The sequence below is a fragment of the Bradyrhizobium sp. IC3195 genome, from assembly GCF_020193585.1.
In the GTDB taxonomy this organism is placed as follows: domain Bacteria; phylum Pseudomonadota; class Alphaproteobacteria; order Rhizobiales; family Xanthobacteraceae; genus Bradyrhizobium; species Bradyrhizobium yuanmingense.
This window is the reverse complement of record NZ_JADYVG010000001.1, coordinates 88,607-103,535: the sequence shown is the minus strand read 5'-3', so window position 1 is coordinate 103,535 and position 14,929 is coordinate 88,607. Positions and strand designations below refer to the sequence as shown.

11 protein-coding genes are annotated in these 14,929 nt (G+C 62.9%); 1 reads left to right on the top strand and 10 read right to left on the bottom strand.

Annotation, left to right across the window (positions count from 1 at the left end):
- Positions 1-21 precede the first annotated feature (21 nt).
- The 5 genes from I6F09_RS00475 to I6F09_RS00455 form a co-directional block, all read right to left on the bottom strand.
- The gene (locus tag I6F09_RS00475; RefSeq protein WP_225187248.1) at positions 22-2,361 is read right to left on the bottom strand and encodes a TonB-dependent siderophore receptor; all 2,340 of its coding nucleotides are present in this window, start codon (positions 2,359-2,361) and stop codon (positions 22-24) included.
- A gap of 249 nt (positions 2,362-2,610) precedes the next feature.
- Positions 2,611-3,759, bottom strand: coding sequence for an amidohydrolase (locus I6F09_RS00470; protein WP_225187247.1), 1,149 nt, complete (start codon positions 3,757-3,759; stop codon positions 2,611-2,613).
- Positions 3,760-4,042: 283 nt separating this feature from the next.
- Positions 4,043-4,474 carry a RidA family protein gene (locus I6F09_RS00465; RefSeq protein WP_225187246.1) on the bottom strand — a complete coding sequence of 144 codons (432 nt, stop codon included), beginning with the start codon at positions 4,472-4,474 and terminating at the stop codon, positions 4,043-4,045.
- An 18-nt stretch (positions 4,475-4,492) separates the two neighbouring features.
- Positions 4,493-5,671: an acyl-CoA dehydrogenase family protein gene (locus I6F09_RS00460; protein WP_225187245.1), complete on the bottom strand. Its 1,179-nt coding sequence runs from the start codon at positions 5,669-5,671 to the stop codon at positions 4,493-4,495.
- A 16-nt stretch (positions 5,672-5,687) separates the two neighbouring features.
- Positions 5,688-8,006 carry a bifunctional salicylyl-CoA 5-hydroxylase/oxidoreductase gene (locus tag I6F09_RS00455; protein ID WP_225187244.1) on the bottom strand — a complete coding sequence of 773 codons (2,319 nt, stop codon included), beginning with the start codon at positions 8,004-8,006 and terminating at the stop codon, positions 5,688-5,690.
- 280 nt (positions 8,007-8,286) lie between these two features.
- Here I6F09_RS00455 and I6F09_RS00450 point away from each other — a divergent pair, with 280 nt between their 5' ends.
- Complete coding sequence (locus tag I6F09_RS00450; protein WP_036013463.1) at positions 8,287-8,793, top strand: MarR family transcriptional regulator; 507 nt, start codon at positions 8,287-8,289, stop codon at positions 8,791-8,793.
- Positions 8,794-8,805: 12 nt separating this feature from the next.
- On the opposite strand, the gene I6F09_RS00445 is transcribed toward I6F09_RS00450, so the two are convergent.
- The 5 genes from I6F09_RS00445 to I6F09_RS00425 are packed head-to-tail and all read right to left on the bottom strand — an operon-like array spanning position 8,806 to position 14,921.
- Positions 8,806-10,470, bottom strand: coding sequence for an ATP-dependent acyl-CoA ligase (locus I6F09_RS00445; RefSeq protein ID WP_225187243.1), 1,665 nt, complete (start codon positions 10,468-10,470; stop codon positions 8,806-8,808).
- Between the two features lie 9 nt (positions 10,471-10,479).
- Positions 10,480-11,637, bottom strand: a complete 1,158-nt coding sequence (locus tag I6F09_RS00440) for an ABC transporter substrate-binding protein (RefSeq protein WP_225187242.1) — start codon at positions 11,635-11,637, stop codon at positions 10,480-10,482.
- 52 nt (positions 11,638-11,689) lie between these two features.
- A complete protein-coding gene (locus tag I6F09_RS00435; RefSeq protein WP_225187241.1) occupies positions 11,690-12,469 on the bottom strand; it encodes a cyclase family protein in 780 nt (259 codons plus the stop codon).
- Between the two features lie 35 nt (positions 12,470-12,504).
- A complete protein-coding gene (locus I6F09_RS00430) occupies positions 12,505-13,746 on the bottom strand; it encodes an SDR family NAD(P)-dependent oxidoreductase (RefSeq protein ID WP_225187240.1) in 1,242 nt (413 codons plus the stop codon).
- Positions 13,743-14,921, bottom strand: a complete 1,179-nt coding sequence (locus I6F09_RS00425) for a thiolase family protein (RefSeq protein WP_109144175.1) — start codon at positions 14,919-14,921, stop codon at positions 13,743-13,745. Before I6F09_RS00425 ends, I6F09_RS00430 begins: the two co-directional genes overlap by 4 nt.
- Between the last annotated feature and the right edge of the window lie 8 nt (positions 14,922-14,929).

The following is a 14,929-nucleotide window of genomic DNA, read 5'->3' as shown; positions in this document are numbered from 1 at the left end:
GGGAGTACCAAGGACCAGCGTTCAGAAATTGAACGTCGTCGACAGGAGGTAGGTGCGCGGCGCGCCGAGTGATACCGCGCTACTCACCGTGCGATAGGAATTCCAGTACGCCTCGTTGAACACGTTCTCCACGCTGGCGCGAACAACAATCGGCTTACCGTTCCAAGGCGACAGGAATGTGTAGCGTGCGCCAAGGTCGACTCGCGTCCACGCTGGAAGCTCCTGCGTATTCGCATCGTTGGCGTAGCTCTCGCTAGTGTAGATGACCCGGCCGGTCATAGTCAGTCCCGGCAGGAACGGGGTGTCCCACTCGGCGCCGAGGTTCAAGTTAACCGCCGACACGCCGACGGGAACCTTGCCATTGTAGTTGACGATGATCGATCCGACGGAGACCGCCTGCCTGACGACCTCGCCGTCAATGAAGCTCACACCACCCAGCACCCGGAACGTCGGGGTCACCTCCCCGAAGGTGAACAGTTCGAAGCCCCGATTGCGCTGCTCGCCGGAAAGTCGCCTCGCAGGTAGGGTTTGCCCCGGCACTGCGACCGAAATAATGTTCGGACTGCTGATGTCAAATGCGCTGGCAGTAAAGCCGATCCGGCCCATATCGACCTTCATGCCGACTTCCTTCTGCTTGGTCTGAGCAGGAGGAATGATCTCGCCAACGTTCGAATACGACGTGGCGCCGACAACGACTTCGGGCGCCTTAAGGCCTTCGATGTAGTTTGCGTAAAGGGAGATGTTCTCCACCGGCTTGACGATGACCGCATAGCCGGGACTCCAGGTCGGAACGTCGACACTCGATTTGGCAGAGGTCAGCAGGTTCACGCTGTCTACGCCCGCTGTCTGCCGCCTCGCCCCGACAACAAACTGAAGCCTGTTGTTGAACATCGACATCGTATCAGCGATACCGACACTGGTAAGCTTGGTTCGCGTCTCCAGATTCTGGGCGACGGTAGCGAAGTTGGGATAAGGGATCGGAACCGGATTGTACAAGTTTGAATTGATCGCAGCGCCTGCCCTGCCGAACGAACTGTAATCTCGCTCGAAAGCCGAGTAGTTCACAGTCAAGAGATGATTGATGGGGCCGGTATCCACCGAGGCTCGCAGCCCGACCTCACCTGTATAATTGTCATAAACATCGCGCCCGCTGAATGGAACGGCCGTCCAGTTGCCGTTCGCGTTCGTGATGCGCGGCGATGGATAGACGTAGTCGATCTCGCTCTTGTGATATCCAGCCGCACCGTACGCCGTCACCGACTCCGTTAAATCGACTTCACCGCGCGTCATGGCAAACGCGTCTTTCGGTTTCCATGTCGCCCATTCCGGCATGTAATTGGCGCCGGGCTTCGGAAGGGCGGGAACTGGGATGGTGGTCGCGAACGGAGGACTGGTGGTAAACGTCAGGAACCGCAGCGGCGGCTTCAGATCATCAGCCTGATAACCGATATCCGTTGAAAAGCGCACGCGTTCACCCCGGTAGTCCAGATTGAGCACGGCGTTGCCGAACTGATCGGTCTGCCGATCATACGCAGTCGAGCCGCCCCGCGCCTCACCATTGAACCGGACGCCCCATTCTTTATGTTCGCCGTATCGACGGCTCACATCGGTTTGCAGTCCGAACTGAGACCTTGATATGTAAAGTGCAGTGAGTTGCGTGATGTCGAAGTCAGGTGCGCGCTTAGTCACCAAGTTAATGCTACCACCATTGGCACCTGCAGGCGGCATGCCGCCGAGAAGCACGCCCGGTCCCTTCAGAACCTCGACGCGCTCAAGGAAATTCGCTGACGTGGAATAGAACGGCGCCATTCCATAGAGGCCATTCATGGCGTAGTCGCCACTGTCGTGGTAGAAGCCCCTGATGTAGACACCATCGATGCCATTGCCGGCAGGCGTCTTCACCCGGACCGAGGGATCGTTGAACAGCACATCGCCGACGGTGCGCGCCTGCTGATTCTTGATCAGCTCCGCCGTATAGCTCGTCTGGTTGAACGGCGTGTTCATCACGCCGCGATTGCCGAGCAGACCGAGACTCCCGCCGGTTGCAACCCAGCCGCCTGCGTAGGCGGGCGGCACCGTGCCGACCGTTCCGGTCGAGGGCACCACATAGGGAACGGGTGCAGCCTGGCGCGGAGGCGCCGCGGCGACTGATCGCTGTCCACGCGAGGCGCGCGTCGACTGTGATCTCTGGACCGGCTGACGAACTCTTGGCTTGGGGGCATCCACGGTCACGGGCGGCAGATTGGATTGCGCAACCGCATGCTGAAGGTCACCCGAAGATTCCATCGACAGTGCGAGATAACTCACCGCGCCCAACGATAGTGTACGCACGATTTTCCTGGCCGAGAGTTCACGCATCATTCCTGCGCCCCAATTCCACTTGCAAGCACGTCCCCGTCGCTTCCTAACATACGACGGTGCTGCGAGAAGGAATTGGGACCTAGAAATTATCTAAGGTTGCACGACGAAACCGTCGTGATCGGAGAAGCGATTTCCTGCTTCGAACTTCACTGCAAATTTTCGAAAGCTTCTAGTTTCAAATCGTTCTAAGCGCCGATCCAACATGTGACATGCAGGCGATACGCTGTCACTCCGTCCGGAATTCTCTATTTAGCCAAGCAGGTTGCGTATGGTGCGTATGAATATTCTTGCACCAATTTCTATCAACTGATCCGGAAAGTCGTAGTTCGGCTCATGCAACCCGGGATGCTCTTTGCCGGCTCCCAGGAAAAACATCGCCGACTTCGAACGGGAGCTAAAACGTCCGAAGTCCTCGGAGCCACGCAGTGGAAGGCCCTCCGCCGAATGTCGCACCCCCTCTGCGTCCAGCGCGCTTCTAAGCTGGGCAACAGCATCGACGTCGTTTGCGCAATGATTGAAGACGTCGCGATAAGCGATTTCCGTGCTCAGCCCCTCACCGGCCGTCACGCTTCGAACCAAGTCTTCCGCCTCCAGGCGGAGCCGTTCCATCATCACGTCGGTGCATGTTCTCAGTGTCGCCCACAATTCGCCGAAGCCTGGCGCGATACCGAACGCAGGCTCACCAAGTCTTGCGTGGGTGACCGTCAGCATTGAGAAGTCGTCGTCTAGCTCCGTCCCGCGCCCGAGCGCGGGTATCTCCAGCAGAAGCCTGGCGAGCGCGTCTTTCGGGGAGATACCGAGCGCCGGATTCGACGCGTGCGTCGTTCGTCCTGATAATCTGATCTGCATTCCTTGCGAGGCGCAATTCACCAAACCTTCGGCAAGAGAGACCTGTCCAAGACCGAGGCCGGGAAGGTTATGCAGCGCGAAGACAAAGTCGGGCCGCACCTGCTCAAACTTCGCGTCAGCCAGAACGGCGGCCGCACCGGACCCGTCCTCCTCGGCCGGCTGAAACAGGAGCGCTACGCGACCTCGGCTTGGACGTTGCTGGCTCAGATTTTGCGCTACGGCCGCCAGAATTGCCATATGACCATCATGACCGCAGAGATGGGCCTTTCCTGCTATCAGCGATCGATGCTTGAGTTCTGATTTTTCTTGAATCGGCAGTGCATCCAGTTCGGCCCGAAGCATGATCGTCGGGCCAGACTCACGTCCATCATAGATTCCAAGCACGCCGTGACCACCGAGGCCCGAAACGATCCTGTCGGCACCCGCCGCCTGAAGACGGGCCCGCACGGCTTCCGCGGTTTTTGCCTCTTGCCCCGACAGTTCCGGCACGGCGTGAAGATGGCGTCGCCATGTCACCAATTCATTCAGATCGTTCTCGGTCAGGAACATTGGGCTTCTTTCTCACTCATGACCGGCGGCGAAACGCCTGTTGTAGTCGCTGCACTGCTCTCGTCAATTCGATCGCGCGGAAGCCGAGCTCAGTATCACGCCTCAGACCGTCTGCTCAAATTTGCAGTCGATAGATTTTTGTGCATCTCCCGGTGCACACATCGTGCACACGCCGCCCCTTAGCCGATTGAAAATATTGAGCTCTCGCTCCAATCCATCACGGGCGCCGTAGAGAGCTTTCCATCGTCGCGGTCTCGCCGCGGGCCTGCGGCCGACGCCTTCGTCAGCGCGGGACGACGGCCGTCGCCTCGATCTCGACACGCGAGGATGGCTCGACGAGACGCACGACCTGCACCAGCGCCATGCTGGGGTAATGGGTGCCAATGACCTCGCGATAGACTTTGCCGAGCGCTTTCAGGTTCGACACATATTCGTCCATGTCCACGACGTACCAGGTCAGGCGCACGAGATTGTCCGGCCGCGCGCCCCCCTCTGCCAGAATCGCGACGATGTTCTCGAGCGTCTGGCGGACCTGCGCAACGAAGCCGTCCGCAAATCGCCCGGCTGCGTCCCAACCGACCACACCACCCGTCACGATGAGTCGTCCTTCAGCCATGACGCCATTCGCATACCCCTTCGGCTGCGGCCAGCCGCTGGGCTGAAGCAGTTGCAGACCACGCACAACGGGGGCTTCCGGCTTGCTGATCGTGCTCATGCGTAGTTCTCAATCCCTTCAGCGCGGCTTCAACAGCTCGCGGGCGACAATCAACTTCTGGACCTCGGTCGCACCCTCGTAGATGCGCAGCGCGCGGATTTCGCGGTAGAGACTTTCGACGACCTCTCCCTTGCGCACGCCGCGGCCGCCGAACATCTGGACGGCACGGTCGATGACGCGCTGCGCGGTCTCGGTGGCGGTCAGCTTCGCCATGGCGGCTTCGCGCGTCGTCGGAAGCTTCTGGACATCGCGGCGCCAGGCCGCGCGGTAGGTCAGCAGCGCCGCCGCGTCGGTGTCGGTCGCCATGTCGCCGAGCGCGGCCTGGGTCAGTTGAAGATCCCCCAGCGTCGCACCGAACATGTTTCGGCTGCGGGCATGCGACAATGCCTCGTCGAGCGCGCGACGGGCAAAGCCGAGGGCTGCGGCGGCGACCGATGCGCGGAAAATATCCAACGTCTGCATCGCGAGCTTGAACCCGCCCCCGGGCGCGCCGAGCCTACGGCTCGCGGGAATCCGGCAATTAGTAAAGCGCAACGTCGCCAGCGGGTGCGGCGCAATGACGTCGATGCGCTCGGCAATGCTAAAACCGGGATCATCCGGAAAGACGACGAAGGCCGAAATGCCGCGGGCGCCCGGCGCCTCGCCCGTTCGCGCAAACAGCGTATAGACGTCGGCAATGCCGCCGTTCGAGATCCAGGTCTTCTCGCCGTCGATGACGTAGGTGTCGCCGTCGGCCCGCGCCGTGCAGGACATCGCCGCGACGTCCGACCCCGCCTCCTTCTCGGAGAGCGCGAAGGCCGCGAGCCATTCGCCGGAACGCACCTTCGGCAGCACGGCCTTGCGCAACTCCGCCGAGCCACCCAGTGCAATCGCTCCGGAGCCAAGCCCCTGCATGGCGAAAGCAAAATCGGCGAGGCCATCGGCATAGGCCAGCGACTCGCGCGACAGGCAGATCGAGCGGGAATCGATCGACGTCGCATCGCCATCGGGCGCCGCGACCGCGCAATCGAGCAACCCCGCCGCGCCCATCGCGCGCACAAGCTTGCGACAGGCACCATCCACATCATGGTGATCGATCTTGTCGAGGGCTCCCGACTGCACGAAGCGATCGAGCGCCTCGCCGATCGCAAGATGGCGGGGCTCGAAGAACGGCCAGTCCAGCCATTCGCGCCGGATCATCTTTACCACGGAGTTCATCCGATCCCTCCTTCGCTCACTGCGCGGCCACGGCAGCGGCACGCGCCAGATTGGCTTCGTATTGTCCCTTGGCGGACAGATATTGCTTTGGCCAGTTGACCGCTGTGATCCCGATGCGCGCGGCTTCGTGCAGCGTCCAGGCCGGGTCGGCGAGATGCGGCCGCGCAATCGCGCAGAAATCCGCGCGGCCAGCCGCGAGAATCGAGTTGGCGTGATCGGCCTCGGAGATCGCACCGACTGCTATCGTCTCGATGCCGACTTCGTTGCGGATCAGATCGGCGAATGGCGTCTGGAACAGGCGGCCGTAGATCGGCCGTTCCTCCTTCCAGACCTGTCCCGAGGAGCAATCGATCACGTCTGCTCCCGCCTCCTTGAACATCGCAGCGAAGATCGCGGCGTCGGCCGGCGTGTTGCCGCCTTCGGTCCAGTCATGGCAGGACAGCCGCACCGACATCGGCCGATCGGATGGCCACGCCGCGCGCATCGCCCTGAAGACCTCCAGCGGAAAGCGCGCACGATTTTCGTGGTTGCCGCCATATTCGTCAGTCCGCCGGTTGGTCAGCGGCGAGAGGAAGCTCGATAGCAAATAGCCATGGGCGCAATGAAGCTCGAGCCAATCGACACCGGCGTCGGCAGCACGGCGCGTTGCGGCGACGAAATCGTCGCGGACGCGGTCCATGTCGCTGCGGTTCATCTCCCGCGGCAACTGGCTGTGCGGCAGATAGGGCAGCGCGGAAGCCGAGATCAGCGGCCAATTGCCTGAAGCCAGCGGTTGGTCAATCCCCTCCCAGGCGAGCCGGGTCGATCCCTTCCGCCCGGCATGGCCGAGCTGGATGCCGACCTTGGCATGTCCGAGGCTATGGACCAGATCGACCAGCCGGCGCCATTGTGCCGCTTGCTCATCATTCCAGAGCCCGAGACAGCCCGGCGTAATCCTGGCATCCGGTGAGACGCAGGTCATCTCGGCAAAGATCAACGCGGCGCCGCCCATGGCGCGCGCTCCGAGGTGGGCGATGTGGAAGTCGTTGATCAGCCCGTCCTTCGCCGAATACATCGCCATCGGCGAGACCATGATGCGGTTCGCCAGCGTGAGGCCGCGCACGCGGTGCGGCGTCAGCATCGGCGGCGGTACCCGTTCGCCGTCCTCGACGGCGATGCCCGAGCGCGCGGCAAACCATCGCTCGAATCCTTCCAACCAGGCACGGTCGCGCAGGCGCAGGTTTTCATGGCTGATGCGCTGGGAACGCGTCAGCATCGAATAGAAGAATTGCGGCGGTTCGAGCGTATCAGCATAGCGCCGGCCGACCACCTCGAACCATTCCATCGCATTGCGCGCGGCGTTCTGGATGCGCGCCACGTCGACGCGGCGTACTTCCTCGTAGGCCTCCAGCACGGTCTGGATGCGGTCGCGCCCGTGACCATGGCGATCGAACTGGTTGGCGAGCTCGATGGCGTCGTCGAGCGCGAGCTTGGTGCCCGACCCGATGGCGAAATGCGCAGTGTGCGCGGCGTCTCCCATCAGCACGACATGGGAGCGGCCGTTGAACACGCTCCATCTGCCGCAGATCAGGCGGCTGAAATTGAGCCAGGCCGAGCCGCGCAGATGGCGGGCGTTGGTCAAGAGCTTCGCACCGTCGAGCGTCTCGGCAAAGATCTTCTCGCAGAAGTCGATCGACCCCTGCTGATCGAGCTCGCCCAGCCCGTGAGCATTGTAGGTCTCTTCCGTGGTCTCGACGATGAAGGTCGAGGTCTCCGCGTCGAACTTGTAAATGTGTGCCTGGAACCAGCCGTGCTCGGTCCTCTGGAAATCGAACGTGAAGGCGTCGAACGCCTTCTTGGTGCCGAGCCAGATGTAGCGGTTCGGCCGGATCACCATGTCCGGCTGGAACTGTTCGGCATAGCGGGCGCGAATCCTGGAGTTCACACCGTCGCAGGCGACGATCAGGTCGGCGTCGGGGAATTCGAGATCGGACTCCACCTCACGCTCGAAGGCGAGCTCGACACCCAGAGCCTCGCAGCGCCTCTGGAGAATGTTGAGCAGATGCTTGCGACCAATGCCGATGAAGCCGTGGCCGGTCGTGCGCTGGCGCGTCCCCTTGAAGATCAGCTCGATGTCGTCCCAATGATTGAAGGCGTCCTCGATCTCGGCCGCGCTTTCGGGGTCGGCAAGACGCATCGCAGACATCATGGCATCGGAGAATACCACCCCCCAGCCAAACGTATCGTAGGGCTTGTTGCGCTCGACGACCGTGACGACATGTTCCGGATGTCGACGCTTCATCAGGAGGCCCAGATAGAGGCCGGCCGGCCCGCCGCCGATACAGACTATGCGCATGATCCCTCGCTTTCGCGCGTTGCGCCGAGCTCTCACCCAATTATTTTAAGTATAAAATATTTCCTCGACGCGTGCCTTGTCAAGGCGGTTCTGCAAAGGCCCTGGAGGGCACGCCCCTCGCCGCAGCGTCGATCTGAATTTTAGTGTAAATCGGATGCACGGCGGCGCCGATTCCGGATCCTTCGGACCCAGCCTTGAATTTACTTTTGGCACGAACTATCTTGCCAATGTCACGAGAGCTGCGCCAGCTTTCGTAAGCCACGAAGCCCGGGAGATTCGATTGGCACTCGCGAAGGAGTCCACCCCTGTTTCGGCCAAGAACGAGACGGATCAGGAGGCTGAGTACAGGGCTCAAACACGCCTTTGGCTCCGACTCCTCGCCTGCACGTCCCTCATCGAAAGCGAGTTGCGGCGCCGGTTTCGCGAAGAGTTCGACTTCACGATGCCCCGCTTCGACGTTCTCGCCCAGCTCGACCGCGAACCAAGCGGACTTGTGCTGGGAGAGCTGCCCAAGCGCCTGATGGTCTCCGCCGGGAACCTCACGCCAATCGTCGACCGCCTGGTCGCAGATGGATACATCACCCGCACGGCGTCGAACCTCGACCGGCGGGTGCAGATCGTCTGTATGACGGTCGAAGGCCGCAAGATCTTCAGGCGAATGGCCAAGAGCCACGGCGCATGGCTTGCCGAGCTGCTGGCGGATTTCCCGGCAGATCGGTTCGATGGATTGATCGGCGAGCTCGACGAACTCAAGGCCGCCGTCAGGGACGCCTTGCAAAAACCTTGAGCGGATACGACGTCAGCGTCGTACCTTCACTCCGGCCGCTTCGCGATCCCATGTATCCGTCGTGACACCGGCATCGCGCAGCACGCCCTTCTTGATCTTGCCGTTCTCCGTCAGCGGCATCTGACCGAGGATTCGCACATAACGCGGAATAGCGAAATAGGCGATCCGTCCTTCGCAATGCCTGACGATGTCGACGGGCTGTAGCAAGTGGCCCGGTTCCAGCAGAATCGCAGCAGCAACTTCATCCTCACCCAACTCCGACGGCAGCGGGTAGACCGCGCAGGCAGCGACCGCGGGGTGCGCCTGGATCGCCTGCTCGACCTCCCACGAGGACACGTTCTCGCCGCGCCTGCGGATGGAATCCTTCATGCGATCGATGAAGCGATAATGCCCGTCGGAATCGCGAACGACCCGATCGCCTGAGTGGAACCACAGATTTCGCCAGGCCTCCACGGTCTTCTCCGGCATGCCGAAATAGCCGGACGCGAACGCAAAGGGTTCTCTCGCGCGAAGCACGAGCTCGCCGGCCTCTCCATCAGGCAGCGCGGAATCATTCTCGTCGACGATCCGCGCCTCAATGCCATCGGCCAGGTACCCCATCGTCCCCGCCCGATCCGACGGAATCGTGCCGGCGAACACGAAATTCGTCTCCGTCGACCCGTAGCCGTCGACCAGCGGTACGCCGAAGCGCTCGCGGAACGGGCCGTGGATTTGCGGCGGCACGCCGCCGCCAAGAGCGACACGAAGACGATGCATTGACTCGTCTGCGCTCTTCGGCTGTGCCAGGAGCATCGACGCCATCGCACCGAGCAGATAGCCGACCGTCGCATTGTGCTGTCGCGCGGCAGCCCAAAAGCCGGAAGCCGAGAACTTCGGCTCGAGCACGTACGTGCATCCGTTCAGCAGCGCCTGATAGAACGCATTCAGCGCGTTGGTGTGGAACAGCGGCAGCGTCGTGAACAGCACATCGCCCTCGCGGATTCCGAGCGCGCGCGCCGAATAGACGCCCCACCAGAACAGCTGCGCCTGCGGACAGCACACACCCTTCGCAGGCCCCGTGGTGCCCGACGTATAGAGGATCGCAACGGTGTCACCGGGACGCACGGCGCCGGCCGGGGCTGCGGCGCCAAGAGGCGGCAGCGGGACCGCGGAAAGCCTGGCACCGATTGCGTCGGCGGCAGCTCCGATGATCCAGGTCCGAGGCGGCAGCTCGACATCCGCCTCGACACTCTCGACCGCGCTGGCGAACTGAGCCTCGATGACGAGCAGCGCGGGACGCGAGTTGCGGAAAATGTGGGACAGCTGGAAGCCGCGCAAGGCGGTATTGATCGGGACCGCAATCGCCCCCAGCCACGCACAGCCGAGATAGACCTGCAAGAACTCCGGACGGTTCGAGCACATCAGCGCGACCCGGTCGCCCGGCTTGATCCCGGCATCGACCAGCGTCTGGGCCGACGCAGCCGCAATCGTCGCAGCCTGCGTAAAGCTCCAACGCGCCTCTCCGGCAACGAGCAGAAGGCGATCGCCGTAACGCTCCGCCTGGCGCGTGAGCATCGTCGAGAGGATGCGCTCAGACGGCGGAAACGACGCCATCGCGCGCGCCCAGGCAGGCGTCACGTCCTCACCGCCGACCACCTCGGTGATGTTCGCCAGCGCATCTTTCTCCATTACGACCATGCTCGCACCTCAAGGCAACAGCTTGTACTTGCCGTCCTCGATCTGAACCATGATGCGCGAGCGATCGTCGACTCCATGCCGGTCCGCCGACGTGTAGGTGTAGACGCCCTGCGTCCCGACGACCTCCTTGGTGGTGAACAGCGCCTGGCGAATCGCGGTACGGAACTCAGGTGAGCCTGGTTTGGCACCGGCTGCCAGCGCACGCTTGGCGGCGTCGGCGAAGATCAGCCAGCCGTCGAAGGAATAGGACGAGAATGAATCCGTCGGCGCCTCGCCGTTGGCCTTTTCGAAGGCCGTGCGGAAATCCAGGGCGACCTTCTGGATCGGATTGCTGGCCGGAAGCTGCTCCGCCGCGGTCACAGGTCCCGTCGGGCACATGATGCCGTTGGCGGCCTTGCCGGCCAGACGAAGGAAATCGGCGCTGATCAGCCCGTGATTGCCGTAGAGCGGTCCCTTATATCCCCGCTCGGACAGCGCGATGACCGGCAGCGCGCCTGGCGTGCCGGTGCCGCCGAGCATGATGGCGTCGGGACGCGCGGCGAGTGCGCGCAGCACCTGAGCCGTCACCGAGGAGTCCGACCGGGCGTAGCGTTCGTTGGCGATGACCTTGATGCCGGCGGCCTTCGCACTCTGCTCGAGCGAATTGTACATGAGATCGCCGAACGCATCGGAGAAACCGATGAAGGCGACGGTCGTCAGGCCCTTCGCCTTCATGTGGTCCACGATTCCTTGCACCAGAAGCGGCGTCGGCTGCGGTGTCTGCACGACCCAGGGACCGCCGTCGCCTGATGGCACCGGTGCGATCGGCGACACCGCGATCATCGGAATCTTCATCTGGATGGCCGCGGTCGCCATCGCCAGCGTCTGGGGAGCTCCGGACGTGCCGATCAGGATATCGACCTTTTCTTGCTCGACCAGCTTGCGCGCATTGCGTGCCGACGCGGTCGGATCAGAGCCATCATCGAGCTGGATAACCCGCAGCTTCTCGCCGCCGATTTCGCCGATATAGGCCTGACCAGCCGCGATCCCCTTCGCGTTGGGAATCCCGATCGATGACACCGGCCCACTGAGGCCGGTAACGAATCCGACGAGGATCTCGGCCTGCGCGAATTGCGGAACGGCAAGCAGCAATGCAGTGGAAGCCACCAGGCTCTTGATCAAGTTCATGGCACCTGTCTTTCGGGAGAATGTCTTGGTCTGATTGGCGAGCGCCATGGCCTCAGGTCGAGGACACCAGAGCGATCACTCGAAGCGGGCTGCCGGAGCCGTTCTGGATCTTCAGCGGTAAGGCCACGATGACAGCGCCGGTTGGGGGAAGCTGATCGAGGTTACACAGGCATTGCAGACCGTAGCGGCCCGCGCCGTGCAGGAAATGATGCGCCGGATAAGGCGGCTCGAAGTGGCCGGCCTGCCCCGCATCCGTGCCGATGGTTTCGGTGCCGAAACCGATGACACCGCGCTCCTCCACCAGCCACTTCATCACCGCCGGGTTCGGGCCCGGCGTATGCGCGCCGTCGTCCCTGAGATTGGAGTAGTCGCGCCACCCCTTCTTCGACCAGTCGGTCCTGAGCAGGACCCAATTCCGCTCAGGGATCCGGCCGTGCCTGGCTTCCCAAGCTTCGACAATCGGGACGGTCAGCAGGAAATCGGGATCCTGCGCCGCCTGCGCCGAGCAGTCGATGACACAGGCCGGTGCGATCATGTCCTTGGCCGGCATCGTGTCGACGGCATTGTTCGGCAGGTTCTTGCCGGTGAACCAGTGAATCGGCGCGTCGAAATGCGTGCCGGTGTGTTCGCCGAACGTAACGTTGTTCCAGTACCAGGCCGGGCCGCGACCATCGTATCGCGATATCTCCTGGATGCGGACAGGCGCGGCCTGACCGAATTCCGGCGGCAGGACGATGACCGGAAAGTCCGGACTGAGTGTGAAGGTCAGATCGACGACGCGCACCGCGCCGGAAGAAATCGCACTCGCTAGCTCCAGGAGATTGCTTTGCATCGTCAAGTCCTCCAGCTCGGTTGAAATCCCGCTTCTTATCGGTCGAGCTCGCGCTCGAGCGCTTTCGGATTGGCCGCGAGACGTTGCCGGATCTCTTCGGCGACATCTCCGACATACATCTCTTCGAGTCCGTTCTTGAGGCCCGACACGACCGCCTGCGCGATCACGCGCGGCGCGACTTTGGGCGGCGGCACGGTCTGGAACCATTCGGTGTCGACAGGGCCGGTGAACAGGTTCATCACCCGGACGCCGCCCGGCCGCAGCTCCGCGCGCAAGCAATGCGACAACGACAGGCAGGCGGCCTGCGAAGCCGAGTAGGCGCCGAAGGCGGGCCAATTCGCCAGTGCATAGACCGAGAGAATATTGACCCATGCCGCGCTGCTGTTGATGCCGTCGGCACCGCGCATCCGCATGGCGGGGCCAAAGGCTTGAGCGAGATTGATGAAGCCGAGATAGGCCTGATCGATCTCGTCCCGTGCGATGCTCGTGCCCCTGCGGTCGAGCAGGCCGCCCGGCCGGACATATTCCGTCGTGTTGACGAGAATATCGACCTTGCCGCCGATGTCGGCCGCAAGATCGGTAGCCGATTTTTCGTCAGCAGCATCGAGAGTCACGATCTCGATCCCGTCCTGGCCGCGCAGCCGCTCCTCGCCGGCGAACGGCCGCCATGGTTCGGCAACGCCGACGAACACCGTCTTGGCGCCCGCCGCCTTCAAAGCGGCGACGGCTTCCTGACCGATGACGCTGCGGCCGTTGGTGACGAGCGCGCGACGGAATTTCGGATCGGCCGTCATTTCCCGCCACTGCTTGTCGTCTGCCATGTTGGGAGTCTCCCCTTCGGGACGGGCAAAGGCCACCGCCTGGCCGCTCTTGTCGAGTTGCAGCGACATGCTGACGGCCGCGCCCTCTGCGCAGTCGGCATGAAGATGTGCGACGATCATCGGACCGCAATCCATCTTGATGAGGCCGATCCGCCACGGCGCCCGTTCGCGGAAATAGACGTCGCTCGGCACCCGTGCGGTTGTCTCGGCAAGCAGTACACCTCGCCGCGGCGCATCGACGAAAGCGAGGCCGGCCGAAAGACAAGACGGGCAGGTTTCGCGCGCCGGATAGGCAAAGGTGCCGCAAGCCTCGCAGCGCTGCAGCATAAAGCGGCCTTCGGCGGCCGCGCGCGTGAACCCGTGCGACATCCTGCTGCGCGGTCGCGGTGGCGAGGCCGGTAGCCGCGTCCGCAGCAGCGGGTTCTTGCGCCGGGGCGGCTTGATCTGCTCTATCATCGCGACGGTCCAGCAAGGATCGCGGCACCCGAGGCGAGACCACGATCATAGTTGATCATACCGAACCCCGAGGCCAGAGCGAGGCTCGCATTCCTGACCTGCGTGGGACCGGCACTGCCCAGAACCTGCCGCAACCCTTCAACGAGGCCGAGATAGGCGCCGGCGGCACCGGCCTGCCCGACCGAGAGCTGTCCGCCCGAGGTGTTGTGCGGGAAGTCGCCATCGATGGTGAGATCGTGTTGGCGCACGAACTCAGCGCCCTCGCCCTTCTTGCAGAATCCGAGATCCTCGAACTGCATCATCGTGATGACGGGATAGTCGTCATAGGTCTGCACGACATCGAGATCGTCAGGCTTGACGCCGGCCATCGCATAGAGCTCGTCGACATCCATCGCCCAGCCGCCGCGCACCTGCATCGGATCGTCGGCAAAGGCATTGTGCCGCTCGATCGTCGAAAGGAGTCGCGCGGCGGGCAGCTTCAGGGATGAAGCCGTCTCATCGCGCATCACGAGGAAAGCTTCCGCGCCCGCACAGGGCATCACGCAATCGAACAGGTGGATCGGATCGGAAATCGGCCGGGCCGCCAGGTATTGCTCGAGCGTGAGCGGAGCCTTCATGAGCGCATGCGGGTTGCGCAGGGCATTGGCGCGCTGGGCGACAGCGATCTTGCCGACGTCCTCGCGCGCGACGCCGAACATTCGCATATAGTTGCGCGCAATCAGCGCAAAGCTGGCATTGGCGCCGCCCGCGCCGTAAGGATAGACGGCGTCCTGATTGAACCGCGAGAAATTCTCCAGCGTCAGCCTGAACGAATCGACGTGATTGGTGTCGCCAGCGACGCACGCCACGATGTCGGCATCGCGCGCCTGAACCGCGCGCGCCGCCTTGCGCAGCGCCGCAATAGCGCTGGCGCCGCCGAGCGGGATCGTGTCCAACCACCGGACGCAGAGCCCGAAATGCTGTGTCAATCCGATGCCACTGTCCGTGCCCATGGTGAAACTGGAGACGCACAGGCCGTCGATGTCGGAGGCCTTGATGCCGGCCTGCGCGACGAGCGCGCTCAGCGCCCGCCCGATCCACCACTGCGCGCTCTCGATGGAGTAGCGCACATAGGGAATCGTGACGGGAGCCGCGATCACCACGCCGTCATATGGTGCGCGCAAGGTGTTGGTCACCGACCGCC

What these genes read in the sequence shown, in the direction of transcription:
- I6F09_RS00475 (WP_225187248.1), bottom strand. Translation starts at nt 2,361, where the DNA reads ATGATGCGTGAACTCTCGGCCAGGAAAATCGTGCGTACACTATCGTTG.
- I6F09_RS00470 (WP_225187247.1), bottom strand. Translation starts at nt 3,759, where the DNA reads ATGTTCCTGACCGAGAACGATCTGAATGAATTGGTGACATGGCGACGC.
- I6F09_RS00465 (WP_225187246.1), bottom strand. Translation starts at nt 4,474, where the DNA reads ATGAGCACGATCAGCAAGCCGGAAGCCCCCGTTGTGCGTGGTCTGCAA.
- I6F09_RS00460 (WP_225187245.1), bottom strand. Translation starts at nt 5,671, where the DNA reads ATGAACTCCGTGGTAAAGATGATCCGGCGCGAATGGCTGGACTGGCCG.
- I6F09_RS00455 (WP_225187244.1), bottom strand. Translation starts at nt 8,006, where the DNA reads ATGCGCATAGTCTGTATCGGCGGCGGGCCGGCCGGCCTCTATCTGGGC.
- I6F09_RS00445 (WP_225187243.1), bottom strand. Translation starts at nt 10,470, where the DNA reads ATGGTCGTAATGGAGAAAGATGCGCTGGCGAACATCACCGAGGTGGTC.
- I6F09_RS00440 (WP_225187242.1), bottom strand. Translation starts at nt 11,637, where the DNA reads ATGAACTTGATCAAGAGCCTGGTGGCTTCCACTGCATTGCTGCTTGCC.
- I6F09_RS00435 (WP_225187241.1), bottom strand. Translation starts at nt 12,469, where the DNA reads ATGCAAAGCAATCTCCTGGAGCTAGCGAGTGCGATTTCTTCCGGCGCG.
- I6F09_RS00430 (WP_225187240.1), bottom strand. Translation starts at nt 13,746, where the DNA reads ATGATAGAGCAGATCAAGCCGCCCCGGCGCAAGAACCCGCTGCTGCGG.